Source organism: Veillonellales bacterium, from assembly GCA_039680175.1.
Lineage (GTDB): Bacteria > Bacillota > Negativicutes > JAAYSF01 > JAAYSF01 > JBDKTO01.
On the sequence record JBDKTO010000117.1, the window covers coordinates 85,943 to 109,660 of the forward strand.

Sequence of the window (23,718 nt, forward strand, 5' to 3'; positions counted from 1 at the left end):
AAAAATCCTGTCAGCCAGTGACAGGATTTTTACATAAGATGTAGAAAAAGTTACTCTACGGTAGAAATAAATGACAATGGAGTTATTGTTATGAAGATAGCCGAATACTGGGACAAGTTTACATCGCGGGAAAGACGGCTGATTCTTCTTGGGGTCGGAGTTGCAGCCATTGTGGGAATTTACGGCTTATGGAATTCCCGTGTGGCTGTGGCGCCGATGCCGCCGATGATGCCTGTCCGCGCTGATGGCGGCGCAGCGGTTAGCCAGCCGGCGATGCCTCAGGGGTATTCGCCGCCGCTTCAGGGAAACGGTGAGTTGAGAGATCCTTTTGCTATCCCGCCGGGGTATCAGGACAAAGAGCAATCTGCCAATACAGCTGCTTTGGGCGGATCGGCTGCTAAGGCGGAAAATCGTTTTTCCGGTTCTTCGGCTGCTGCCAGCCGGAGAACTGCCGACTCTTCCACGGCTAAACAGCAGGCTGCGCTGCCGGTGCTGACCGGTGTCGGCGGGGCGGATAACCGGCGGGTGGCGCTGATCCAGTATGGCGGCAGGGCCCAGCCTTATGAGACCGGAGAAATGATTGGTTCCAGCTATCAATTATTGGCCGTTTATGATAGTTCCGCTACATTATGGGGACCGAACGGAAAACTTGTACTGACGTTGGGAAGGTGATAGTAATGCATGGCAGAAAGCTATCTGTTTCGCTGCTGCTTGTATTGGTGATGCTGTGTGTTGCCCCCCCGGCAGCCTGGGCGGCCAATCCGCTGGTAAGCTTGAATGTGGTGGACGAGGATATCGGTCCGGTGCTGCATACTTTAGCCAGACTCGGCGGCATGAATGTGGTGATTGATGAATCGGTATCCGGCAAGGTAACGCTTGAATTGAACAATATTCCCTTTGAAACGGCTATGGATATCGTGACTAAAATTAAAGGCCTCAGTTATCAAAAAATCGGCAATGTCGTTGTGGTGGGGCCGGCGGAGAAAATGAATAAAGGATTCGGCGATATTCATATATTCAAAATTCAGTATGCCAATGCGGCCGATGCGGCCAGCTTAATCAGTGTAGCGCTGAAGGACAGTCAGACAGCTTCTTCCCAGCCGTCGGGTCAGTCTGCCCAGGGACAGCAGCAGGGGCAGAATTCTCAGTCCCAGCAGGGACAAAATATCAGCACCCGGATCCGGGTGGATGATGTGACCAATTCCATTGTCTTTATCGGCTCTCCCGGGGAAGTGGAGCAAATCCGGAAAATTTTGCTGGAAATCGATGTTCCCTGTCAGCAGGTATCCCTGGAGGCGGAAGTGCTGTCGCTGAATAAAACGGCTACTAAGGACCTGGGAATAGACTGGACCTGGACATCTACCAGTACCCGCTCCACCGATACGTCGTCCGACAACTCTTCCAGTAGTTCTTCCAACAATTCCTCCAATATTCAAACAAGTTTCGGGCGGACTTTTAATTACCAGGCAACGGTAAAAGCGTTGATAACCCATGGCGATGCTACCGTACTGTCCAAACCGAAAATTACTACTATCAACGGTAAGGAAGCTATCATCAATATTGGCGACGAAGTGCCGATCGCTTCCACTACGACTTCCAATAATATCACCACGACTTCTTATACCTATCGAACAGCAGGCATTATTTTAAAGTACACTCCCCGGATCAGTGCCGACGGCGATATTACGGCTGTTGTCCATACGGAAGTCAGTGCGCCGGTTTATGTGACGGATTTAAAGGCTTATAAGTTTACCAACCGCTCGGCGGATACCCAGGTGCGGCTGAAAGACGGTGAAACCATGGTAATTGGCGGCCTGATTGGTAAAGATGAATCCGATTCCGTCAGTAAGATTCCTTTTTTAGCGAATTTGCCTTTAGTGGGTAAATTATTTCAAAGCCATGATAAATCCAAGAACGAAACTGAAGTCGTTATCTTTTTAACGGCCCGGATTGTGAAATAACCAAGGAGGTGAAAAGTCGTGCCGATTAAAATACTGATTGCAGACGATCACGCGCTGCTGCGTGAGGGAATTAAAAATGTATTGGAACTGGAACACGACTTTATTGTGATCGGGGAGGCGGCAGACGGGGAGGAAACTCTGCAGAAAGTCGCCGAATTGGATCCGGATGTGCTTTTGCTTGATATTAATATGCCGCATTACAATGGGCTGGAGGTTATTAAAAAGCTGCAAAGCACCCGGCCGGATACGAAGGTAATTGTTCTTACGATTCATGATGACGAAAGCTATGTACTGGAAGTCGTCAAGTCCGGTGCTGTCGGCTATCTTCTGAAAGATATTGAGCCGGGGATGCTGGTTAAGGCCATTCGCAAGGTATATGAAGGCGAGTCATTTATTTACCCGACGCTGGCTACAAAATTGTTTGGTGAGCTTAACCGCCAGGAAGAGAAAAAACAGGAAAAAACTAAATTGCAGGAACGCCGGAAAGAAGACCGGCTGACTTACCGGGAGATTGAGGTGCTGGAGCTGATTTGCCAGGGAATGAGCAATCAGGCCATTGCCGAGAAATTATTTTTAAGCGAGAAAACAGTCAAGAATCATCTTACGAATATTTTTCGCAAAATTAATGTCGCCGATCGCACCCAGGCAGTGTTGTACGCGCTGAAAAATAAGATTGTGGAACTGGGATAGGGGAGAGGACGGCGCGGGGATCGAAGGACTTTGCGCGGTCCACCGGAGTGTCATTGCGAGCGGCAGCGAAGCAATCTCCTTGCTGCTAATGCTAAAATTTTTTGTCAGCGAAACCGTCCCCGGTGATATTTGGTAAAATCCCCTCTAGAAAGATAAGTGAGACTCGAAACCACGCCTTTTGGTTTCGTCAGCCGAACTTATGCAAAGCTAGAAAAGATGCGAAACTCTGCTTTTTGAGTTTCGCTAGTCGAATTATGCAATGAATTCGTAACATCTAGCTATATTATCGCATATAGTATCCTATCCCAGGCAAAGGGGGTAGGATATTTTGTGCTTTTCCTATATGGCCAGTGTGGTTATGGTAGCGTTGGCGCTTTATGGGGCCTGGCTGCTGGTCCGGGATGTATGGGAATTGTTTCTGGCACCGGAATTGATGCCGCTGCCCAGCGTCAGTTTTCTCATTGGTGTACGGAACGGGGAGCAGGAGATCGAAGACTTAATCCGTTATTTAGGACGGGAAATAGAGGCCGCCGGCCTGGCTTGCGATGTGGTCGTGGTTGATTATGATTCGGAGGATCTTACGCCGCTGATTTTAACCCGACTGGCTGAGCAGCTGCCTTTTTTGCAGTTGTTTCGACTAAGCGGCGGCCACCGGACTTTAGCCGACGGACTGCCCTTGTGCCGGGGAGAAGTCATTCATGTCTTGGAACTGGGGACTCGTCTCAGTGCCGAACAATTTAGGGCGGCGGTGCGCAGACTGCTGCGGCAGGATCAGCGGGAAGCGGCCTTGCTCCGGGAATAGAGAATAGGATCAATTTAGGTGTCGGGTTTAGAAAGGAAAGTTTGTAATTAATAAAAATCTTTTAGCCAAGGGCCATGAGCTATGAGCCAAGTGCCGAAAAGACTTGCTAGCGGCGGTTCTTACTGGCAAGAAAATGGCAGGCAATATCAATTAGTTTGTGGATCAGAGGGATAAGTTCCCCGTAATCGGCCTGACTTTCCCGCAGGGTGATACCGGTGGGAGCGGGGGTATCGGAAATCGCCAGGCGGGCGTGCTGCAGCTGCCTGATGACAGTTGCTCTTGCCCAGAGAACGGGAATCTCGGTACCTCCGGCTAACGTAATGGCCGATTGAAACGGCGGGTTGCTACATTTTTGCACATTGTTTACCGCATGATAATTAACATAACCGGTGCTGGTATCGCCGGCAATGCGCGGCCTTCGCACTTTGACCGGACAAAGGACAAGTCCGGGAGATAAGGGCAGCGGTGTTAGAATTACCCGCTGGGTGGTCCGGGTGACATGCTGTTTTAAAGCGATAAGATCGGTAGACCGGCTCAGGGCAATACGGCGAATAACGGTGTGTACTTTTGTGGCGTTGGTGCGGCTTTGGCCATCGGTTGTAATAATGGTGGTGGCGTCGCCGGTGGAAGAGTAGCAGGGCAGAATGGCGGCAATAGAATCCGGTGCAGGGATTTGTTCGGACATAATATTTGGCAGTCTCCTTTCAAAGTTGTAAATGCAAGAACAATGCAGAACATATGTTTGATATATTATCTATATAGTAACAAAATTTCCTGCTAATGGCAATAGAAAAATGAGAACGGATTTGGCGATGGGCAGAAAACCAAGGCGCATGGCTCATGGCTCATGGCTCATAGCGCATGGCTTATAGCGCATGGCTCATAGCCAAGTATTAGCACAGAATACCCTATTACTCTGTCATCGCGAGGCGTCAGCCGCGGCGATCTCAAAGGAGGAAAGAGGCGATAGAGGCCGGGAGATTGCTTCGCTGCCGCTCGCAATTACAAATCCAAGTCCTCAGTCCCCAGTCCCCAGTGCCAGGTGCCAAGTTCCAAGTCCCAAGTCCCCAGTTCCAAGTTCCAAGTGCCAGTCTCTGCGCTTCGATTTGCGGATGATTTTGCCGGAAGGTATAATATTGTCAGAATGTTGATGGGAAATATCGAGGTGAAAATATGGGAGTTTTACGGATTGACGGCTTGACGAAAGCTTTTGGGATAGAAACATTATTTTCCAATGTGAGTTTTGAACTTCGGCGGGGCGATAAAGTGGGACTGATCGGCGGCAATGGCGCTGGCAAGACGACGCTGCTGAAGTGCTTGCTGGGAATGGAGCGGACGGACGGCGGTCAGGTGGCTATGCCGGCAGGGGAGACCATCGGTTATGTGGAGCAGGATGCCGGGCTGGGCCGGGGGACCCTGTATGAGGAACTTTGCAGTGCTTATCAGGATGTAATCAATTGGCAGAAACAAATGCGGCAGCTGGAAAAGACAATTGCCGCCGAGCAGGATGAAACGGTGCTGGCCGAACTGATGAAAGAATACGGCAGGCTGGTGGAAAATTTTGAAAGGGGCGGCGGGTACGAATATGAGAATAGCGTACGCCGGGTCGCTTTTGGGCTGGGCTTTACCGATGAGGACTTCAGCCGGGATTTAGACACGTTTTCCGGCGGACAAAAGACGCGGATTTGTTTGGCCAGGGCATTGATACGCCAACCGGATTTTTTATTTCTCGATGAGCCGACGAATCATCTGGATATCAGCATGGTGGAATGGCTGGAGGATTTTCTTGCCGGTTATCCGGGGGGAGTCTTGATTATTTCTCATGACCGTTATTTTTTGGACAAGGTAGCCGGACGGATACTGGAGCTGGAAGGCGGCACAGTGACTTGCTACGCCGGCAACTATAGCGATTATTTGGGGCAGAAGGCCGAGCGGCTGGCAGCCATGGAAAACGCTTATGAGAAGCAGCAGGCTTTTATTGCAAAAACCGAGGCTTTTGTTGACCGCTACCGGGCCGGGGTGAAATCCAAGCAGGCCAGGGGGCGGGAGAAACGGCTGGGGCGGATGGAACGGATCGTGCTGCCGGCTGCCGGTGCCCGGTTTGATTATTTTGCCTTTAATCCGCCGGGGGAATGTGCCGAGCGGGTGGCCGAGCTGGAGGAGGTTTCGGCCGCTTATGGTCAGCGGATTATTTTTGAACATCTTTCCCTGTTGATCCGGAAGGGCGACGGGGTGGCTCTCATCGGACCGAACGGAGCCGGCAAGACGACGCTGCTGAAACTGCTGACCGGAGATTTGCCGCCGACAGCCGGTCGGGTAAAACTGGGCAGCCGGGTGAAGGTAGGTTACTTTTCTCAGGAGCATGAAGGCCTGAATCCCGGCAATCGCATCCTGGATGAACTGAATCAGGAATTCGGCTTAAGCGAGGAGCGATCCCGGCATTATTTAGGGGCCTTTTTGTTCCGGGGGGATGATGTGCTCAAGTTGATCGGCGATTTAAGCGGCGGGGAAAAAGCCCGCCTGGCTTTGCTTAAGCTGATGCTGACCGGAGCAAATTTTATCATTCTGGATGAACCGACCAATCATTTGGACATTCCCGCCAAGGAAGCGGTGGAAGAAGCCATTATGAGTTTCCCCGGCACTTTTTTAACCGTGTCTCATGACCGGTATTTTTTGGACAAGGTGGCCAACTGCGTGCTGGAGCTTTCAGCGGGAAAACTGGTGGAATACACCGGCAACTACAGCTACTATCGGGAGAAAAAGCTGGCAGAGGGAAAAGCGGCAGCTGCCGTGAAAGAGGCCGCACCCCACACCGCGGCCGGAGGAAAGAAGTCTCAGCAGCAGCGGCAGCCTCGCAGGCAGGATACGGAGCGGCGGCAGAAAAAGCTGGAGGGAGAAATCGCCTGCTTTGAGGCGGAGGTCGCCGAACTGGAACGGCGGCTCAATGATCCGGCCAGCCACACAGATCCCTCCGCCAGCTGGGAACTGGCAGAGGAGTACCGGCAGCGCCAGGCCGAGCTGTCGGAGAAGTATGATGAGTGGATGGCGCTGGGAGAAGAGGAGTGACGGGGCGCATAGCAGGGGGATAGGGACGAAAGAATGGGACTTGGGACTTGGGACTTGGAATTCAGTTCCCATTACTAAGTTCCAAGTTCCGCTTTTTCTGTCCCTAGCTTCTCCTGCTTGTCAGCGCGAGGAGCGATAGCGACGCGGCGATCTGTGGAGCCTCCCAGATGCTCTTTCACGCTACTCTATGTAATTCTTTCATGCTCGTTGCGAGAGATAGCGAAGTAAGCTAACGCTTTTTTGTCAATCATTACCTTGATGTCACCCACGGCTATCATCGCCTCGCGATGACAACCCATCCTGCAGCCAGCAGCTCACAGTCCGCAGCTTATGGCTCACGGCCAATAACCAGTAGTTTTAGCCGACTAACGTGATGAGTCACGCTGAGCCGGCTTTTGTTTTTCCTTTTTTGGCATGGTACAGTACAACCAGCGCGAATATCGAGGGACCGGTTCCTCACAACAGGTGAGGGAAAATGGAATTAGTGGATTTAGTACAGCAAGCGCAGGCGGGGGATGAAGCTGCATTTACCACCATTTGCCGTCGGTTCGAAGGACTGGTTAAAAAGCAGGCTCGTCAGCCCCATTTGCGGACTATTGCCGAAGATGCGGAGGCGGAAGCCTGGCTGGCGGTGGTTCAGGCGGTTAAGACATACCGGCCGTCAGTGGGAGTGCCGGTGGCCGGATATATTGAAAGCAAGATAAAATACGCCTTGTGGAATCTGTTTAAGTGTCAGCGGCGGAACTGGCAGCGGGAAGTGCTGTTATCCGACAGGGAGGATCGGAAAGAAGGCGGACTGAGTCTGGAACTGATACCGGATTCCCGGAATGTAGCGCAGGAAGCGGAGAATCACTGGCTTGAACGGGAAATGCGTCAGGCCATTGAGGAACTGCCGGTGCGTCAGCGGCAGGTTGTGGTGCTGGCGCTGCTGGGCGACAGCAGTCTTACCGCCCTGGCCCGGCAGCTGGATGTTACGGTACAGGCGGTACACAATTTGAAACAGCGGGGCTTGACCCGTTTAAAACGGCGGTTCAGCGGAATGTATGAGAGTGAAAGGGGGTGAGACAATGGCAGTAAATAAAGTAGCCCAAAGCACCCGGCTGGTTGTGAAAGTGCAGACTGGAACAAATGCCGCAGGTAATCCGGTTTATCGTCAGCGCAGCTTTACCAATACTAAAGCCAGTGCCGCCGACAGCGACGTGTACGCCATCGGCCAGGGCCTGGGCAGTCTGCAGAAGTACCCGGTAATCAGCATTTCCCGTTTGGACGAAAACACTCTGGTGAATCAGTAAGAAAGGAATAATTGGCAGGAAAGGAGGAATCTGATATGGTAAAAACACTGGAATTGGTTTTCCGCAACCAAAGCGGCAAAGAAGTGACGATCAACCTGGCCGACCCCCGGGATGACGTTACCCAGGCTCAGGCAAAAACCGTGATGCAGGATATCCTGACAAAGAATGTTTTTAGCACCAAAGGCGGCGATCTGGCACAAATCGTCGACGCCCGCGTTCGCACCCGCGAAGCAGTATCCCTGGCGTAAAGGGGCTGTGAGCCTAGGGCGATGAGCCATGGGCTATTGGTTAGGCGCTTTCTCAGAGTTGTCATTTGCGAGGCGTCAGCCGCGGCGATCTCAAAACGGCAAGCGGCAGCCTGGAACCGGGAGATTGCTTCGCTGCGGCTCGCAATGACAGAATTTAGAGCCGAATGCCTTAAGCCAACAGCCAATCGCCCCCAAAAGGAGGTAACCGCTATGGATCAATTGCTTGGTTATGCGGCCAATTATGGTTTTCCCATGATGATTTCCGTATACTTACTGGTACGCATCGAAGGGAAGCTGGAACAGCTGGCTGCCAGTATCAATGAACTGAGCAAAGTAATAGCTGAAAAATTGTAACGAAGAAAGCATCAGAGCCTGTGTCAGGTTCTGATGCTTTTCTGTTTAGGACTATAATATTTTATTCCTTTCGCCAAGTACTAACTATCAACTGCCAAGTGCCATGAGCTATGAGCTATGAGCTATGAGCTATGAGCTATGAGCTATGAGCCATGAGCCATGAGCCAAAAAACGCGCTAGCGGCTTGTCTTATCTTTTGTGTCCAGTTGTTCCAGGGCCTGGGCTAGCTGATCCGGGCAGGACGTGTCCTTTAGACCGCAGCAAATGCCTCGCAGCCGTTTGATGACTTCCGGGACAGGCATGCCTTCCACTAGTCGGCTGATGCCCTGTAAATTACCGGGGCAGCCGGAAATAAAGGTCACGTTTTTGACCATTCCGTTGTCAATTTCGAATTTGATTTCTTTGGAGCAAACGCCGGAAGTCGTGTAATGATTCATGTTGGGTTATCCTTTCTTGAGGTAAATGGAAAACTTTATTACTATTCGACAATCTTTGCATTTTTCCTGTTGGCACGGGCGGGAAGGGAGACAGACGGACACACCCCGCCCTTCGTGCCATTCCCCTCTTTTTAGAGGGGAATGGCACGACTTGAATCCTGGATTCCCGGAAATACATAACGAGGTGGCTTCAACCCCTTGTCATTGCTAAAAACTGGCATCGTTATGTATTTTTTACTCATAACGATGTACTTGCTATATCAAAATACCGGAAAGTCTTGACTTTGCCGAACATTTTAGAAAACTTCGATATGAGTAAGCGGGAATCCAGGTTGAATCCCCTCTAGAAAGATAGATGAGACTCGAAACCGCGCCTTTCGGTTTCGTTAGTCGAATTATACAGAGTGGGGGTGGCGCGTAGCGACGGGGTGTGTAAATCTCTGCCCGCTTTGCAGGATTTACGTCTGCCTTTTACGAATAATGGAATGATAACAAGCGCCGCTCTTGGTGGTGGTTGTAAAGGAGTGGCAGTGAATGGAACGGTTAGAAGGAACGGTGGAAACAATTACCTTTCAAAACGAAGACGGCAGTTTTACGGTTTTTAAACTGAAGCCTTCGCAAGAATGCGGCCCGGTGGCGGTAGTGGGCAATATGCCGGCGCCGCTGGTGGGGGAGCAGCTGGAGTTAAACGGCGACTGGGTAGAGCACGCCCGCTTCGGCCGGCAGTTTAAGGCTGTATCCTGCCGGCGGATTGCTCCCACCAGCCTGAAAGGCATCGAGCGATTTTTAGCTTCCGGGATTATCAAAGGAATTGGGCCGGCGACAGCCGCCCGGCTGGTCAGGCATTTTGGCCAGGAAACCCTGGAGGTTATTGAATATAAACCGCACCGGCTGGCGGAAGTAGACGGGATCGGCACGAAAAAAGCGGATATAATCCACCGATCCTACAGTGAGCATGCCGAAATGCGGGAAGTGATGCTGTTTTTGGAAGCCCACGGCGTTACCGGCGCTTACGCCGCTAAAATTTTTGCCCAATACGGTTCTATGGCCATTGAGGTGCTGCAGCAAAATCCTTATCGTCTGGCAGAGGAAGTCAACGGTATCGGGTTTCGGACTGCAGATCAAATTGCTTTATCTTTGGGGATGGATCGCAATCGCAACGAACGGATTGTCGCCGGAATTGATTTTGCACTGCTCAATATTGCCCAGGCCGGCCACTGCTGTGTACCGGAGGATATATTGGTGCAGGAAGCGGCAAAACTGCTGCTGGCAGACCGGCTGGAAGTCGCCCGTCACGTATCGGAACTTTTGAAGGCGAATCAGTTGTTTGTGGAAGACTGCCACGGCATGACACTGATCTATCCCCGCTATTTATATTATGCGGAGAAACAGGTGGCAGAGCGCTTGCTGCGTTTAAAAGACCGGGCCAAGGCGGCAAAGGACAGTGATTTTGATACCATTGTGGCAGCCTGGGAGGCAACAGCCGGTATCACTTTGGCGGCTGCTCAGCATCAGGCTATGGTTTCCGCCCTGACGCATGGCGTTCTGGCTCTTACCGGCGGACCGGGAACCGGAAAAACGACGGTCGTCAAGGGAATATTGGCGGTACTGGAACAGCAGGGCTTCAAGATTCTCCTGGGGGCGCCAACCGGCCGGGCGGCGAAACGGTTAAGCGAGGCCACCGGGCGGGAAGCAGTGACGATTCACCGTCTGCTGGAATCTACCGGCGGGGTGGAAGGGGCTCCGGTATTTCTCCGCAACGAAGAGGAGCCGCTGGATGCCGATGTGGTCATCGTTGACGAAGTGTCGATGATGGATATTGTATTGATGAATTATTTCTTGCGGGCGGTGCCTGACGGCTGCCGGGTGGTGCTGGTGGGAGATGTGGATCAGCTGCCGGCAGTGGGTCCGGGATCGGTGTTGAAAGATATTCTGCGGTCGGAAACGGTGCCTGTGGTACGGCTTACGGAAGTGTTCCGCCAAGCGGGAGAGAGCATGATCGTCGTCAATGCTCACCGCATCAATCGGGGAATGCAGCCGGACTGCAGCAGCAGCTTGGACTTTCAGTTCCGGGAAATCAGTTCCAGCGAAGAAGTGGCCCGGGCGATTGTAAGGCTGTGCAAGGACGAATTGGCGGAAGAGGGATTTGATGCTTGGCGGGATGTCCAGGTGCTGTCGCCTATGCACCGGCTGGACTGCGGCGTGGAAAACCTGAACAAATTGCTGCAGCAGGCGTTGAATCCGGCTGTTGAGGGAAAAGCAGCCGTCAGCGGAACCGGTCAGACATTGCGGGAAGGCGATAAGGTGATGCAGATCCGCAACAATTATAGCAAAGGCGTGTTTAACGGCGATATCGGCTTTATTTACCGGATTGATGAAGGCGTGGTAGTGGTACGTTATCCTGACAATGATGTGCCCTATGAAAAAAAGGAACTGGACGAACTGCATCTGGCCTATGCCATGAGTGTCCACAAAAGTCAGGGCAGCGAGTATTCCGTAGTGGTCATGCCCCTGATTCCCGGTCATCATATAATGCTGCAGCGGAATCTCTTGTATACGGCGGTAACCAGAGCCAAAGAACGGGTGGTACTGTTGGGTACAAAAGCGGCGCTGAATACTGCTCTTGCCAACGACCGGACCCGGAGACGCTACTCTCTCCTGGCCGACCGCCTGCGGGGAGAGTGGCTGTAGGGAAAGGGCGGGGGACGTAACACACCCCGCCCTACGGGAACCCCCACTCTGTATAATTCGACTTACGAAACCGAAAGGCGCGGGTTCGAGTCTCATCTATCTTTCTAGAGGGGACTACACCCCCTCTACACTGTATAGTTCGACTGACGAAACCGAAGTGCGTAATTTGGAGTTTTATTTATCTTTCTAAGGGGAATAGGCAGGGGGATAAATCCCCTCTAAAAAGAGGGGTGGCGCGAAGCGACGGGGTGTGTAAAATGTCTATCTACTATAATCGTGTGCCGGTACGTGGTTGTGCGTGAGAGCGCGGGAACGAACAAGAAGGGGGGCTCGCGGTGCTTAATCAATGGTGGGGGGCATTGCTGGATTTGGTATATCCGCCGAAATGTCCGGTGTGCCGCAGCAGGGTGGACTGCCATGGGGCGTGGTGCCAGAAGTGTATGACCGGTATTATTGCGCCGCGGGAGATTAATCTGCTGATTCATCATCTGGGGGCGCTGGACGGCTGTCAGGCGGTGTGCGCATATACCGGCGGAATCAAGCGGCTGATCCATGACATGAAGTTTCGTCATGCCGGAAACCGTGCCGTCTATCTGACCTGGTTATTGGAACAGAGCGGCGGCTGGCAGCTGCCGAAGGAGATTGAACTGGTAATACCGGTGCCGCTGCATGACAAACGTTTAAACGAACGCGGGTTTAATCAAACAGAACGCATCTTTCGAAATTGGGTCAGACAAAAGAATTTATTGTGGCTTGACAACTGCCTGATTCGACAAAGAGCGACGATGCCGCAATGGCAGCTTAACCTGGCCGCCCGCCGGGCTAATATAAAAGGCGCGTTTTCAGTAACGTGCCCGGAGTGTGTTCAGGGAAAACATATTTTATTAGTGGATGATATTGTGACAACAGGCATTACCATGAACGAATGCGCCCGAGTGCTGAAGCGGGCCGGCGCCGTTCAGGTCCGGGCTCTGGCTTTGGCCAGCGGGGCTTGATAAAAAAATTTTAAAAAGTAAAAAGAACACTTGTTCTATACGAGAGCTTATGATATAATTATTTTAAAGACAACCCATTCTTGATAAAGGGGTGTATTGCGGATGACGGATGAGAACGTAAAACTTATTTTAGAAAAACTGGATTTTATTGCTGCCGATGTATCCGGATTGAAGACCGACGTATTGGAACTGAAAATGGATGTATCCGGATTGAAGAATGACGTATCGGAGCTGAAAACGGATGTATCCGGATTGAAGAGTGATGTATCGGAGCTGAAAACGGATGTATCCGGATTGAAGAGTGACGTATCGGAGCTGAAAACGGACGTATCCGGATTAAAGACTGATGTATCCGGATTGAAAGGAGATATTTTAGGCCTCAAAGAGGATGTCGTGAGGCTGGATGGAAAAATTGATCATTTTGTCGCCGAACAGCAAAAAGATGTTGTGGTTTTGCTGAATATTATGAACACAAAACTGGATAAACAGTCCGAAATATTAAAGATACTTTCCACCCGTTCCATAGAACAGGAAGCGGATATTGCTCTTTTAAAAAAGTTTAAAGAAAAGCTAAAAACAGAATGCGCTTAGCTGCATTCTGTTTTTATATGATGAAAATATTAGCCTAACGCTTCAATAAACGCTTTGACCACATCCTGGTCAAAAGCCGTTCCTGACAGGCTTAAGAGTTCCCGTTCCGCTTCTTCCTTGGTTTTTACCCAGTGCTCGGTACAAGGATTGATATAGCGGTCATAGTGGTTGACGACAGAAATAATACGAGCGCCAAGGGGAATGTTTACTCCTTTAAGTCGTTTTGGATAGCCCTTGCCGTCCCAGCGTTCGTGGTGATAACGGATATAGGGAATGATTTCCTGGCAGGAAGCGATATTTTCCAGCATGCAGCTGCCTGCGTTGCAATGGTTTTTATATACGCTCTTTTCCCGGGTGGAGAAGTAGGGGATTTTCGCCAGTACGGCATTCGGTACGGTAAGATGGCCGACATCGTGAAGCAGGGCACCTACCCGGATCCGTTCAATTTCGCTCCGGGGAAGACGCATTTTAGCAGCAACACTCACAGCATAATTTGCAACCTGCTGGCTGTGCAAGTGCAATTTTGAATTTTTCAATTCAATCAGGTGCATAAGAGTGGCGATTACATTGTTCAACGTTTCGGTTTCACTGGTATAAGCTTCAGGATCTTGCATAAGTGTCAGCATAGACATGACCAACAAACGCCTTTCGTCATAAAATCACGTATTATTTAAGGTTAGCCATAAAACAACATAATCCTGCCGGGAGATTAAAAAAATATATATTTTCCCTAAAAGACAACAAAAATTCTGGCAATTAGTCGGACAATATTAGTATAATAGAGATGGGCTGTGGGCTGTGGGCTGTGGGCTGTGGGCCAAGTGCCAAGTGCCAATCGCCAATATTACTTCACACGGGAGGAATTCATCATGGGTTTGAAAAATTGTCCGGAATGCGGCCGGTTGTTTGTTGATAATCTTACGGGAATGTGTATTGATTGCTATAAACAGGTGGAAGAGGATGAGTTAACGGTAGCGAATTATCTGCGGGAAGTGCGGAAAGCATCCCTGGAGCAAATCCATGAGGCCACTGGTGTAAAGGAAAAAATCATTTTGCGGATGATCAGACGGGGCCGCATTACCAGCGATTTCTACGTTACCTATCCCTGCGAAACCTGCGGTGCTCCCATCCATGAAGGTCGGGTATGTCCGGCTTGCAGCAAGAATATTCTGGATCAGGTACACGCTGACAAGGAAAAACCGCCACAGAAGAACAAACTGAATACATTGAATGCGGAACGGATGTACCAGGAGAGAGTGCGGAATAAAAATTAGCTTTGGCACTGGGGCGAAAAAAGAACAAGCGCAAAAGGAGGGAGTGGGGCTGTGGAAGAATTGCTAAAACAGCTCATTGCAGGGCAAAAGCAAATTTTAGGGCGGATGGACCACATTGAAAAAGAGCAAATTGATGTAAAACAGGCAGTCGTTCGTCTTGAAAAAGAGCAAACCGATACAAAACAGGCAGTCGTTCGTATTGAGAAAGAGCAGAGCGATACAAAACAGGCAATGGCCCGTATGGAAAAAGAGCAAGCTGATATAAAACAGGCAGTCGTTCGCATGGAAAATCAGCATGGTGAAAAATTAGCGGCGCTTTATGATGCCCGCGAAGTCCAATTGGACGTCAATGAGCGAATTTTTGACAGCCTAAACCGGATTGAAGGAAAAATAGACCGGATTTCTCTAAAGGTATCATCCCACGAAACCTTGCTCAAAAAAGTAAAATAACCAAAACGGCAGATAAAATACTGAGCAAATCCGCTGAAAATACCGCTGAAAATAAAAATTTTAAAAATATTTCATGGCAGGGGTTAATATCCCTGCCATTTTTGTCGATAGTAATAACAGAGAAGTATCTGAAGTGCGCGAGGTGTTTAAAATGAATGTGAACCAAATTAAAAATGTCATGAAAGTGTATGGCGAACAAACTAAAACGGCGAAAACCGCAGGCACGGGAAAAACAAGTCCAACCCAGAAAAAAGACGAAGTCATTCTGTCTCCCCAGGCTCAGGAATTCGGTCAGGTTCTGCAGTCGATTAAAGGCTTGCCTGATGTGCGGGAAGCGAAAGTAGCGGAACTCAGCCAAAAAATTAGTGACAATACCTATCAGATTCCTGCTAAAGACGTCGCCGAAAAAATGATCAGCCAGGTAAAAGCGGATCGCAATCGTTAGGAGAGGCCAATGTGAAAGAAATATGGACAAAATTGCAAAACGTATTAAATGAGATGCTGGAATTCTATCAGACTCTTTTAGCCGTCAGCCGAAAAAAAAGAGCTGTTTTGGTATCCGGTAAAGCCAGGGAACTGGAAGCCGTCACGAAGGAAGAAGAAATTCTTATCCTTCAGGCCGGGAAACTGGAAAGCCGGAGAGAAAAAATCATTGTGGAAATTGCTGTCGGCTATGGATTAAATACGGAAGAAATTACTTTTGCCAAGATTAAGGAACTTGCCGATGAAACTGACGCGGCTCAGCTGGAACAGCTGGCAAAAAGTCTGGAAGCGGTCGTCGCTGAAATCAAGCAGCTCAATCAGGTGAACACCAAATTGATTCAGCAGTCGCTGCGGTTTATTCAATATAATATCAACATTTTGACCCAAAACACCTCAGGCCCAACCTATGAGCCTCAGGGCAAGACAACAGAACAGACAGGCCAAGGACGGAACCTGTTTGACAGGAAAGCCTAAATACAAATGGAGTTGAGAAAACAATGAGTTCAACCTTCGGCGGTTTGAATACCGCAATGCTTGGTTTATACGCCCAGCGGGCATCCTTAAATACAGTCGGGCACAATGTTGCGAATTCCAGTACCGACGGCTATTCCCGGCAAAGCGTGAATTTGACGGCGATCAGCGGCCCGGATATTTACGGAAGCGGTGGAACGTACCAGACCGGAGGCGGCGTTACCGTTACCTCGGTTACCAGGGCACGGGATTTTTATATCGACCGGCAGATGTGGCAGGAATCTTCCACATTAAGCTATAGTCAGTCCAAGCAGAGTTCCCTGGAGAAAATTCAGGACGTTTTCAGCGAACCTTCCACTACCGGTGTGCAATCTGTTTTAAATAAATTCTGGAGCTCCTGGCAGTCGCTGGCCACGAACGCTTCCGATTCCGGCACCCGGATGGAAGTGCGGGAACAGGGCGCGGCGCTGGTTAATGCCATTAAACAGGCTGATCAGAAATTGACCGATATGGTCGGCGATATCAACTTCCAAATTGATACGAAAGTTGACACGATGAATCAGATTTCTTCTGGGATCTACAGCTTGAATAAACAGATATCCAATATTGAACTTGGCGGCGCTGATCATGCCAATGACCTGCGGGATCAGCGGGATTTGCTGGTGGATCAATTATCGGCAATCACTAGTGTCTCGGTCAATGAAGATCAATACGGCAATTACAAAATCAGAGCCGGCAACGTGGAATTGGTAAGCAGTACAGGTTATACCAAGCTGGCTACGACTTCGGACGATTCTGATCCCACCTATGGATATCAGACGAAAAATGTAGTCGTTGCCGGAGATACGCCCAAGCCGGTAACCTTCACCGACGGAGCAATCAGAGCTCTGGTGGATTCCCGGGACTCTACGACGACCGGTGTAAAGGCGTACATGAACCAACTGGACAATATCAGCAAATTTTTGCTCCAGGATTTTAATACCGTTCACCAAGCGGGATATGGAGCGGATAATCAGAGCGGACGAAATTTCTTCGGCAAGGACAGTGGGACTAACTATATCACCTCACCAGTGGCTGACGGCAAATGGGTGAATGAATTAAAGGTCAACCCGGATTTGTATGATCCCGCCGGCGGCCTTGATAAAATCGCTGCAAAGACCGCTATTAATGCGATTGCTGTTACCCAAAGCAACCAAACCGGCAGCGGCGCGGCTACTGTGAAGACAACCGGGACGTATACGGGGGGAACCACGGCAACGCCTGTCACAGTAAAAATTATGTCCACGGATATTTCCAATAATGTAACCGGAATTCAGTATTCCACCGATAACGGGAAGACATGGAGTGCTACTATTGGTAATAATGGCAATGCCGGCTCGTTTACGATACCGGCACCGCCGGCGACAACCATCAATGGGTTAACCGTTACAGTGGACATAGCGGCTAACGCCAAAAATGCAGCAAATGATACCTATACCTTTTCTTTATCCAGCGGCAACAACGCCAGCGGCGATAACGCGCTGAAGCTGTCCAACCGGCTGACAAGCGATCCGTCTGTCACGCTGGGGAATGCCTCTTTAGCTGATTACTATTCTTCCAATATTGGGGCATTGGGCATCAACACCCAGGATGTTCAGCGGCAGACGGCCAATCAGCAAACTCAGGTCGATCAGATTACCAACTGGCGGGAACAGGATTCCGGGGTTAACATGGATGAAGAAATGGCCAACATGATCCGCTTTCAACAAGGCTACAATTCGGCCGCCAGAATTTTGACGACCATGGATGAAATGTTGGATAAATTAATTAACGGTACCGGCACTGTCGGCCGATAGGAGGTAAGCGGATATGCGGATAACGAATCATATGATGACCTACAATTATTTGAGCAGTCTCAATAAATCCCTGGAACGGCAGAACTCTCTCACGGAAAAGCTGTCGGACGGCCTGGAAATTCACCGTCCTTCGGATGATCCCGTTAAAGTTGTGCGGAGCTTAAAGTTTCACAGCAGTCTGAACGCGAATGACCAGTATATCCAGAATGCGAAGGACGCTCAGTCCTGGATGACCATGAGTGATAATTCCATGCAGGATTTGAGTTCCATCATGACGGAAATTAAAGGAAAAGTTGTTGAAGCCAGCAACTCCAATCCCCAGGATGCGCTTCAAGCAATCGGGGCTTCCGTTGATAATATGATCAATCAAATGGTCAATATTGGCAATACTAAAATCGGCGAACGCTATATTTTTGCCGGGCAGAACGATCAAACAGCGCCTTTTGTCCGCAATGGCGACGTGATTACCTATAGCGGCGACGACACCAAGATTTCCATGCCGATTCAGCCCGGTGTAGCCACTCCCACTCAGGACAGCATCAACTTGACCGGGCAGGAGGTGTTTGGCGCCGCCGATCCGGTAACCGGAACGCCAAAAATTCTGCAGGATTTAATTGATATCAAAAATCATTTGATGTCAGGGACTACGGGAGATCAGAAATGGCTTTCGGACACGGGGCTGGATAATCTGGCTAAGGATCAGTCCCAGATGCTGCAATCCCATACCGCTCTTGGCACCCGGATGGCTACCTATAACATGGCCCAGGATATGCTGGACGGTAACAATACAATCATTAGCCAGCAAGTAGCCGGCAATGAGGGACTGGATGTTCCGAAAGCGATTACCGATTACAAAACTAACGAAAGCGTCTATAAAATGGCACTGCAAATCGGCGCCAATATCTTGCCGCTATCTCTGGCGGACTTCTTAAAGTAAGGTGATGGCTATGCTTAGGCTTACCATATCCTCGCAGCCCATTAAACTGGAATACACCTCGCAAAATGCCCAGCTAGACCAGCAGACAATTCTGCCAAAACTGCAGCTGGAGACAACGCCGGCAACGGTGGAGATTCATCAGTCTCAGGGCGAACTGACGATTGATCAGACGCCCTGCCGCTATTCCATCGGTCTGAAAAATATCAGCGATTTTTCCCGGGATATCGCCAACCAAGGCAAGCAGGCCGTTTTGGATACTATCGGCTCCATCGCCGAAGACGGCGACCGGATGGGCGCCATTGAGAACAAGGGGGACTCTATTGCCCAAATGGCGGCCGACTCCACGATCGAAGAGCCGCCGGGCATTACTCTCGTTCCCATCGACGCTCCGATCATCCGCTACGAGGCCAACCCCGTCCAATTCAATCCCACCCCAGGAAAAATCAACTACTTCGTTGAGCCCGGAACCGTCAATGGCGATTATCATCCGGGCTCTGTTGATTTTCGCATCACCCAGTATCCCAGCGTTCAGATCGGGGTAGTGGATGTGAACGCGTAGCGGGCGGGACGGAGAGCGGAACTTAGCACTTGGGACTTGGAATGAGGGGAGAGGGACGGGGACGGAGTGCGGAATTTGGGACTGGGAACGTTAAGAGATTTGGAATTGGAAGCTGGATTTTAAGAAGCTTGGCTTTCCCGGAAAGAACTTTCCCATCATTAAAGAGAAGAGGGAATATGTGTTTATGGCTGAGTTACATGGATTCAGGGACCTTCGTGTGTGGCAGGATGCTATGAAATTAGCAGTCGATGTGGTCAAACTTGCAGACAAACTACCAAGGCAGGAACTGCATGGGCTAAGCTTGCAAATCCGTCGAAGCGCGGTTTCGGTTCCATCCAACATTGCCGAGGGGTGGGGCAGAAAGAGGGATAAAGAATTTTGTTATTTTATTGATATTGCTTATGGAAGTCTGTGTGAAGTAGAGACACAATTAGAATTAGCTTTGCGTTGTTATGGGATGGAAATTAATGATATAATAATCCAGTGTAATGGTATACAAAAACAGCTTCGGGCTTTGCGAAAAAAGATTGAGGAACGAGTACAGGGAAAGGGGTAATGAGAAGTTGGCACTTGGGACCTGAAAATTGGAAATTGGTAAGGAGAGACGGTGCGAAGAGTTGGAACTTGGCACCTGGCAAGAAGAAACGGGTATTAAGGACTGGGGACTGCACTTAGCATTTGGCACCTGGGACTTGGTAAGAATTCTAAGTGCGAAATACTAAGCACCGGCCGGGCCACTCAGTGTGTTCTTTCGTTTTTCGTGTTTCCCCAAGTTCCAAGTCCTAAGTACCAAATTCCGCTTTTTCCCCGTTCCACTCTTTCCTTCGTTCCCCTTCCAAGTCCCCATTACCAAGTTCCAAGTCCCGTTTTCCCCCAAGTCCCCATTACCAATCCCGAATAGGAGGCCTACCCATGCTTATTCACTCTACCCGCTTCGGCGACATTGACGTTCCCGCAGAACAAATACTTCAGTTTCCTCATGGAATACCCGGTTTTCCGGCGGAAAAGGTTTTTGCTTATCTGGTACGGGACAAGAAAAGTCCTTTTTCTTTTTTACAGTCAGCTTCCGATCCGAATCTGACTTTTTTATTGGCGGAACCGTTTACTTTTTTCAATGATTATGAATTTGCGCTTGATGACGGAATTGCTCAGGAAATGGGGTTGTCGGAGGAAAATCCGCCTCAGATTTTTACCATGGCGACGCTGAAAGGCAAGCTGGAAGACATGACGGTGAATCTCTTGGCGCCACTAGTCATCAACACCAAGGAGCGCACCGGCAGGCAAATCATTCTGGATCGGTCCCAGTATTCAACCCGCCAGAAATTATTTCCCAACGGCTTGCCCCAGCAAGCTGCCAAAGGGGGTAAATAAGATGCTGGCACTTACTCGCAAGACCGGTGAACGGATTGTCGTCGGCGATAACGTGGTTATTACCATTTTCGATATCAAAGGCGATAGCGTCCGCTTGTCCATTGAAGCTCCCAAAGAAGTGAAAGTCTACCGCGGCGAACTCTTCGACGCCATCGCCGCCGAGAATAAGCAGGCCGCCGTCCTGAATGACCTGGAAGGACTGGCGGGGATTAAGAGACGGGATGAGAGCGGGACTTAGTATTGGGGACTGGGAAATTGGAAATTAGGACTTGGGACTTGGAATTCAGTTTCCATTACCAAGTTCCAAGTCCCGCTTTTTTCAGTCTCCTGCTTGTCATCGCGAGGCGTAAGCCGCGGCGATCTCAAAGCCGGAGAGGCGTCAGGAAGAGCGAGATTGCTTCGCTGCCGCTCGCAATGACAGAATATTCATTCAAGTCCCCACTGCCAAGTCCCAAGAGCTCTTTACCGCCTTATTCCAAGTGCCAATTACCAAGTCCCATCTTCCCGTTCCCCCCCCAAGTTCCAAGTCCCCATTACCAAGTTCCGTTTCCCTCGTCCCCCCATTTCCAAGTGCCAAAAAAAAAATCCCCGTTCCCTCTTAAGTTTTCTGTCGAACCATCCGATATATAGGTTGTACATGTCAAATAGCTCACTTTCCCGAACCGGCCGGAGGGAAAGCTGAGCGTAAGGCAAAATAAGCCGGGCAAGGACGCCCGGTAATACTCAAGGAGGAGAACTTTATGATTATTAACACCAATATGGCGGCTCTGAATACCACTCGTCAGTTGGGTATTAATGAAAAGAATACCCAGAGTTCTTTGGCAAAATTGTCTTCCGGTCTTCGCATCAACAGCGCGGCTGACGATGCAGCCGGTCTGGCGATTTCCGAAAAAATGCGGGGCCAGATTCGCGGTTTGAACCAAGCTTCGGCTAACGCTCAGAATGGTATCTCGATGGTATCCACCGCCGAAGCCAACCTGAACGAAACGACCAGCATTCTTCAGAGAATGAAAGAACTGGCTACCAACGCAGCCAGTGACACCAATACTCCGGACGACCGGGATGCTATGCAGAAGGAAATGAACCAGTTGACTTCTGAAATCAACCGGATCGGCAATACCGCTGAGTTCAATACCCAGAAATTATTGAATGGCGGCGGCGTGGAAACCCAGCTTACGGTTAATACCGTTAAAGCCGGCGCAGCAGCAGGTAATTTTGATGGCGCGGGCGCATTTACCAGGGTGGCAGTCGGTTCAGGAACGGCCGCAGTTACTAGTGCAGTCACTGTTGACGGAACGAATACCGTTACGGTTACTTCGGGTGCTGCGAACGGAGCTACAGCAAATGCTTACTCTATCAAATTTGATTCCGCTAGTAGCGGCAGTACAACTGCAAGTGTTCAGGGAAGCGTTATTACTGTACATTTAGATAAAACGAACGCTGCTATCGCGGCTGCTGACATCCAAACGGCACTGACTGGACTTACTGTACCCGGTTTAGACGCGAGTAAATTTACAGTAGCTGTTAGTGCGGCTGTCGACGGCACAAAAGCAATTACTAGTGCTGTTACTGGGTTAGGATCCGGTACTGCAGGTATATCTGCTGCCACAGCTCTTGTTGCTGCCGATAATGCCTACACGATGCCCATAACTACAATAACTGCAGGTGTTCAAGGCAATGCGTCGGTATGGGATTCCGGTGCTGTTACTGCGTTAGGCAACGGGGCAAGCGGAACAGTTACTTTTAATGGTGTAACGGTATCGATTAACAGTTCTGCTTCAGGTGCGGTCGGTCCGTCTGCGACTGATGGAAGAACCGCAAGCGTAACTGTCGCTGATGGTTCTACTGCCGATCAGACTGCTGCTGCGATTGTAAGTGCATTCAATGCGGCCAAAGCATACGGTGGTAGTGAACTAAAGGACTTTACTTTTACTACTAACGGAAGCCAATTCAAGATTACGGATACGTTTGCCAACGGCGCAACGAACAATGCTTTAAACATTACAACTTCTGGTGTAACACTTACCGGTGGTGCCAAAGTAGCTGGTGTAACGGAAGTTAGAGGTAAATACACTGTCGCAATCGATAAAGCCTTTGAAGCAGCGGGCATGAGCATCAATATTGATGGACAAACGTTTACTACGGTGGCTTCCGGAGCTAAGGCTTCTGCTCAGCAGATTAACGTTGGAACGGATGTACATCAACAAGCTTTAGAATTGGCTCAGGCAATGAATGCCAATGCCACTATAAGCTCTCGCTTTGATGCGACTGTAGATGATGCAGGAAAGATTACTTTGACTGAGAAAACGGGGCAAGCTTTCAATACTGCGTTGGCAAGCGGCTATGTAGTAGGGAACAAAGCTATGGCAGGTATTGCTGACTTCACTGTTGATACTCCCGTTGCAGTTGGTGGAAAATATGAGATTGACGGCGTAAAGATTGCAGTAACGGATGATGCTAGTGATTCCAGAATTGCTCAGGGTACTGCCGTTCTGTATAATGCCGACAAAGCGACGCAAACCCAGAACTTGATGCAGGCGATTACTGCCAATGCTAGCTTAAATACCAAATATACTGCTACCGCCTCTTCCAATACCATTACGTTGACCCAGAAAACCGGTCAGGAATCAATGGTGAAAGCAGCCGCACTGACAGGCACGAATGCCAACGATGGCTTCACGGCTACCTTCCAAATCGGTGCCAATACCGGACAGACTATGATTGTTGATATGTCCGATATGCGTTCACTGGCACTGGGAATCTCCGGCACGACTGCTGGTGCAACTCTCACTGCTAAGAATGGCGCTCAGGCTAATCTGACCCAGATAAAGACGGCTTCCAATGGTTCCGATAACAATAATGTGGAGTATTCCCTTGATCTGTCTACCGCTTCCAAAGCAACGGCAGCCATCAGTATTATTGACGATGCTACTGCTAAGGTTTCGGCAGAACGGGCTAAATTGGGTGCCTACCAGAACCGTCTGGAACACACCATTAACAACTTGCAGTCTTCTTCGCAGAACATCACCAGTGCTGAAGCCAGCATCCGCGATGTAGATATGGCTTCGGAAATGACCAATTTCCAGAAAAACAACATTCTCCAACAGGCTGCACAAGCCATGCTGGCCCAAGCCAACCAACAGGGCCAGGGCGTACTGCAATTACTGAGATAATTGGATTTATGTTGAGCTAGCCAGTTAATAAAGGTTTC

26 protein-coding genes are annotated in these 23,718 nt (G+C 49.9%); 23 read left to right on the top strand and 3 right to left on the bottom strand.

Going from position 1 to position 23,718, the window contains the following annotated elements; translation table 11 throughout:
* Window positions 1-90 precede the first annotated feature (90 nt).
* The 4 genes from ABFC84_18820 (at window position 91) to ABFC84_18835 (ending at window position 3,453) form a co-directional block, all read left to right on the top strand.
* Window positions 91-672, top strand: coding sequence for a hypothetical protein (locus ABFC84_18820; GenBank protein MEN6414796.1), 582 nt, complete (start codon window positions 91-93; stop codon window positions 670-672).
* A 5-nt stretch (window positions 673-677) separates the two neighbouring features.
* Entirely contained in the window at window positions 678-1,961 is a 1,284-nt protein-coding gene (locus ABFC84_18825; GenBank protein ID MEN6414797.1) for a secretin N-terminal domain-containing protein, read from the top strand.
* Window positions 1,962-1,979: 18 nt separating this feature from the next.
* Window positions 1,980-2,651 carry a response regulator transcription factor gene (locus ABFC84_18830; GenBank protein MEN6414798.1) on the top strand — a complete coding sequence of 224 codons (672 nt, stop codon included), beginning with the start codon at window positions 1,980-1,982 and terminating at the stop codon, window positions 2,649-2,651.
* A 328-nt stretch (window positions 2,652-2,979) separates the two neighbouring features.
* Entirely contained in the window at window positions 2,980-3,453 is a 474-nt protein-coding gene (locus tag ABFC84_18835) for a hypothetical protein (protein ID MEN6414799.1), read from the top strand.
* Window positions 3,454-3,559: 106 nt separating this feature from the next.
* Here ABFC84_18835 and ABFC84_18840 read toward each other — a convergent pair whose 3' ends face one another.
* Window positions 3,560-4,138 (bottom strand): hypothetical protein, encoded by a 579-nt coding sequence (locus ABFC84_18840; protein MEN6414800.1) that lies wholly within the window; start codon window positions 4,136-4,138, stop codon window positions 3,560-3,562.
* Window positions 4,139-4,626: 488 nt separating this feature from the next.
* Between ABFC84_18840 and ABFC84_18845 the strand changes: the two genes are divergently transcribed.
* From ABFC84_18845 to ABFC84_18865, 5 genes are all read left to right on the top strand, one after another.
* On the top strand, window positions 4,627-6,519 hold the full coding sequence (locus ABFC84_18845) for an ABC-F family ATP-binding cassette domain-containing protein (GenBank protein MEN6414801.1): 1,893 nt from the start codon (window positions 4,627-4,629) through the stop codon (window positions 6,517-6,519).
* 475 nt (window positions 6,520-6,994) lie between these two features.
* Entirely contained in the window at window positions 6,995-7,582 is a 588-nt protein-coding gene (locus ABFC84_18850; protein ID MEN6414802.1) for a sigma-70 family RNA polymerase sigma factor, read from the top strand.
* 4 nt (window positions 7,583-7,586) lie between these two features.
* Window positions 7,587-7,811 (top strand): DUF1659 domain-containing protein, encoded by a 225-nt coding sequence (locus ABFC84_18855; GenBank protein ID MEN6414803.1) that lies wholly within the window; start codon window positions 7,587-7,589, stop codon window positions 7,809-7,811.
* A gap of 35 nt (window positions 7,812-7,846) precedes the next feature.
* The gene (locus ABFC84_18860; protein MEN6414804.1) at window positions 7,847-8,059 is read left to right on the top strand and encodes a DUF2922 domain-containing protein; all 213 of its coding nucleotides are present in this window, start codon (window positions 7,847-7,849) and stop codon (window positions 8,057-8,059) included.
* A gap of 21 nt (window positions 8,060-8,080) precedes the next feature.
* Window positions 8,081-8,413 (top strand): YvrJ family protein, encoded by a 333-nt coding sequence (locus tag ABFC84_18865; protein ID MEN6414805.1) that lies wholly within the window; start codon window positions 8,081-8,083, stop codon window positions 8,411-8,413.
* Window positions 8,414-8,589: 176 nt separating this feature from the next.
* Here ABFC84_18865 and ABFC84_18870 read toward each other — a convergent pair whose 3' ends face one another.
* On the bottom strand, window positions 8,590-8,850 hold the full coding sequence (locus tag ABFC84_18870; GenBank protein MEN6414806.1) for a TIGR03905 family TSCPD domain-containing protein: 261 nt from the start codon (window positions 8,848-8,850) through the stop codon (window positions 8,590-8,592).
* A 534-nt stretch (window positions 8,851-9,384) separates the two neighbouring features.
* On the opposite strand from ABFC84_18870, the gene ABFC84_18875 reads away from it, so the two are divergent.
* The 3 genes from ABFC84_18875 (at window position 9,385) to ABFC84_18885 (ending at window position 13,127) form a co-directional block, all read left to right on the top strand.
* The gene (locus ABFC84_18875) at window positions 9,385-11,541 is read left to right on the top strand and encodes an ATP-dependent RecD-like DNA helicase (protein ID MEN6414807.1); all 2,157 of its coding nucleotides are present in this window, start codon (window positions 9,385-9,387) and stop codon (window positions 11,539-11,541) included.
* Window positions 11,542-11,876: 335 nt separating this feature from the next.
* Entirely contained in the window at window positions 11,877-12,536 is a 660-nt protein-coding gene (locus tag ABFC84_18880; GenBank protein MEN6414808.1) for a ComF family protein, read from the top strand.
* 102 nt (window positions 12,537-12,638) lie between these two features.
* On the top strand, window positions 12,639-13,127 hold the full coding sequence (locus ABFC84_18885) for a hypothetical protein (protein ID MEN6414809.1): 489 nt from the start codon (window positions 12,639-12,641) through the stop codon (window positions 13,125-13,127).
* A gap of 29 nt (window positions 13,128-13,156) precedes the next feature.
* Here the strand turns inward: ABFC84_18885 and ABFC84_18890 are convergent, their stop codons facing one another.
* Window positions 13,157-13,759, bottom strand: a complete 603-nt coding sequence (locus tag ABFC84_18890; protein ID MEN6414810.1) for an HD domain-containing phosphohydrolase — start codon at window positions 13,757-13,759, stop codon at window positions 13,157-13,159.
* Window positions 13,760-13,996: 237 nt separating this feature from the next.
* Here ABFC84_18890 and ABFC84_18895 point away from each other — a divergent pair, with 237 nt between their 5' ends.
* The 11 genes from ABFC84_18895 to ABFC84_18945 all read left to right on the top strand — a co-directional run bounded on the left by ABFC84_18895 (window position 13,997) and on the right by ABFC84_18945 (window position 23,680).
* A complete protein-coding gene (locus ABFC84_18895; GenBank protein ID MEN6414811.1) occupies window positions 13,997-14,401 on the top strand; it encodes a hypothetical protein in 405 nt (134 codons plus the stop codon).
* A 51-nt stretch (window positions 14,402-14,452) separates the two neighbouring features.
* Window positions 14,453-14,851, top strand: coding sequence for a hypothetical protein (locus ABFC84_18900; GenBank protein ID MEN6414812.1), 399 nt, complete (start codon window positions 14,453-14,455; stop codon window positions 14,849-14,851).
* 73 nt (window positions 14,852-14,924) lie between these two features.
* The gene (flgM, locus tag ABFC84_18905) at window positions 14,925-15,296 is read left to right on the top strand and encodes a flagellar biosynthesis anti-sigma factor FlgM (protein ID MEN6414813.1); all 372 of its coding nucleotides are present in this window, start codon (window positions 14,925-14,927) and stop codon (window positions 15,294-15,296) included.
* 11 nt (window positions 15,297-15,307) lie between these two features.
* Window positions 15,308-15,808, top strand: coding sequence for a flagellar protein FlgN (locus ABFC84_18910; protein MEN6414814.1), 501 nt, complete (start codon window positions 15,308-15,310; stop codon window positions 15,806-15,808).
* A gap of 23 nt (window positions 15,809-15,831) precedes the next feature.
* Window positions 15,832-17,640, top strand: a complete 1,809-nt coding sequence (flgK, locus tag ABFC84_18915; protein MEN6414815.1) for a flagellar hook-associated protein FlgK — start codon at window positions 15,832-15,834, stop codon at window positions 17,638-17,640.
* A 13-nt stretch (window positions 17,641-17,653) separates the two neighbouring features.
* Window positions 17,654-18,577 (top strand): flagellar hook-associated protein FlgL, encoded by a 924-nt coding sequence (gene flgL / locus ABFC84_18920; GenBank protein MEN6414816.1) that lies wholly within the window; start codon window positions 17,654-17,656, stop codon window positions 18,575-18,577.
* Between the two features lie 4 nt (window positions 18,578-18,581).
* Window positions 18,582-19,136 (top strand): DUF6470 family protein, encoded by a 555-nt coding sequence (locus ABFC84_18925; GenBank protein ID MEN6414817.1) that lies wholly within the window; start codon window positions 18,582-18,584, stop codon window positions 19,134-19,136.
* Between the two features lie 184 nt (window positions 19,137-19,320).
* A complete protein-coding gene (locus tag ABFC84_18930) occupies window positions 19,321-19,692 on the top strand; it encodes a four helix bundle protein (GenBank protein MEN6414818.1) in 372 nt (123 codons plus the stop codon).
* A gap of 356 nt (window positions 19,693-20,048) precedes the next feature.
* A complete protein-coding gene (locus tag ABFC84_18935; protein ID MEN6414819.1) occupies window positions 20,049-20,507 on the top strand; it encodes a flagellar assembly protein FliW in 459 nt (152 codons plus the stop codon).
* A 1-nt stretch (window position 20,508) separates the two neighbouring features.
* Complete coding sequence (csrA, locus tag ABFC84_18940) at window positions 20,509-20,745, top strand: carbon storage regulator CsrA (GenBank protein MEN6414820.1); 237 nt, start codon at window positions 20,509-20,511, stop codon at window positions 20,743-20,745.
* A gap of 502 nt (window positions 20,746-21,247) precedes the next feature.
* Window positions 21,248-23,680: a flagellin gene (locus ABFC84_18945; GenBank protein MEN6414821.1), complete on the top strand. Its 2,433-nt coding sequence runs from the start codon at window positions 21,248-21,250 to the stop codon at window positions 23,678-23,680.
* Window positions 23,681-23,718 lie beyond the last annotated feature (38 nt).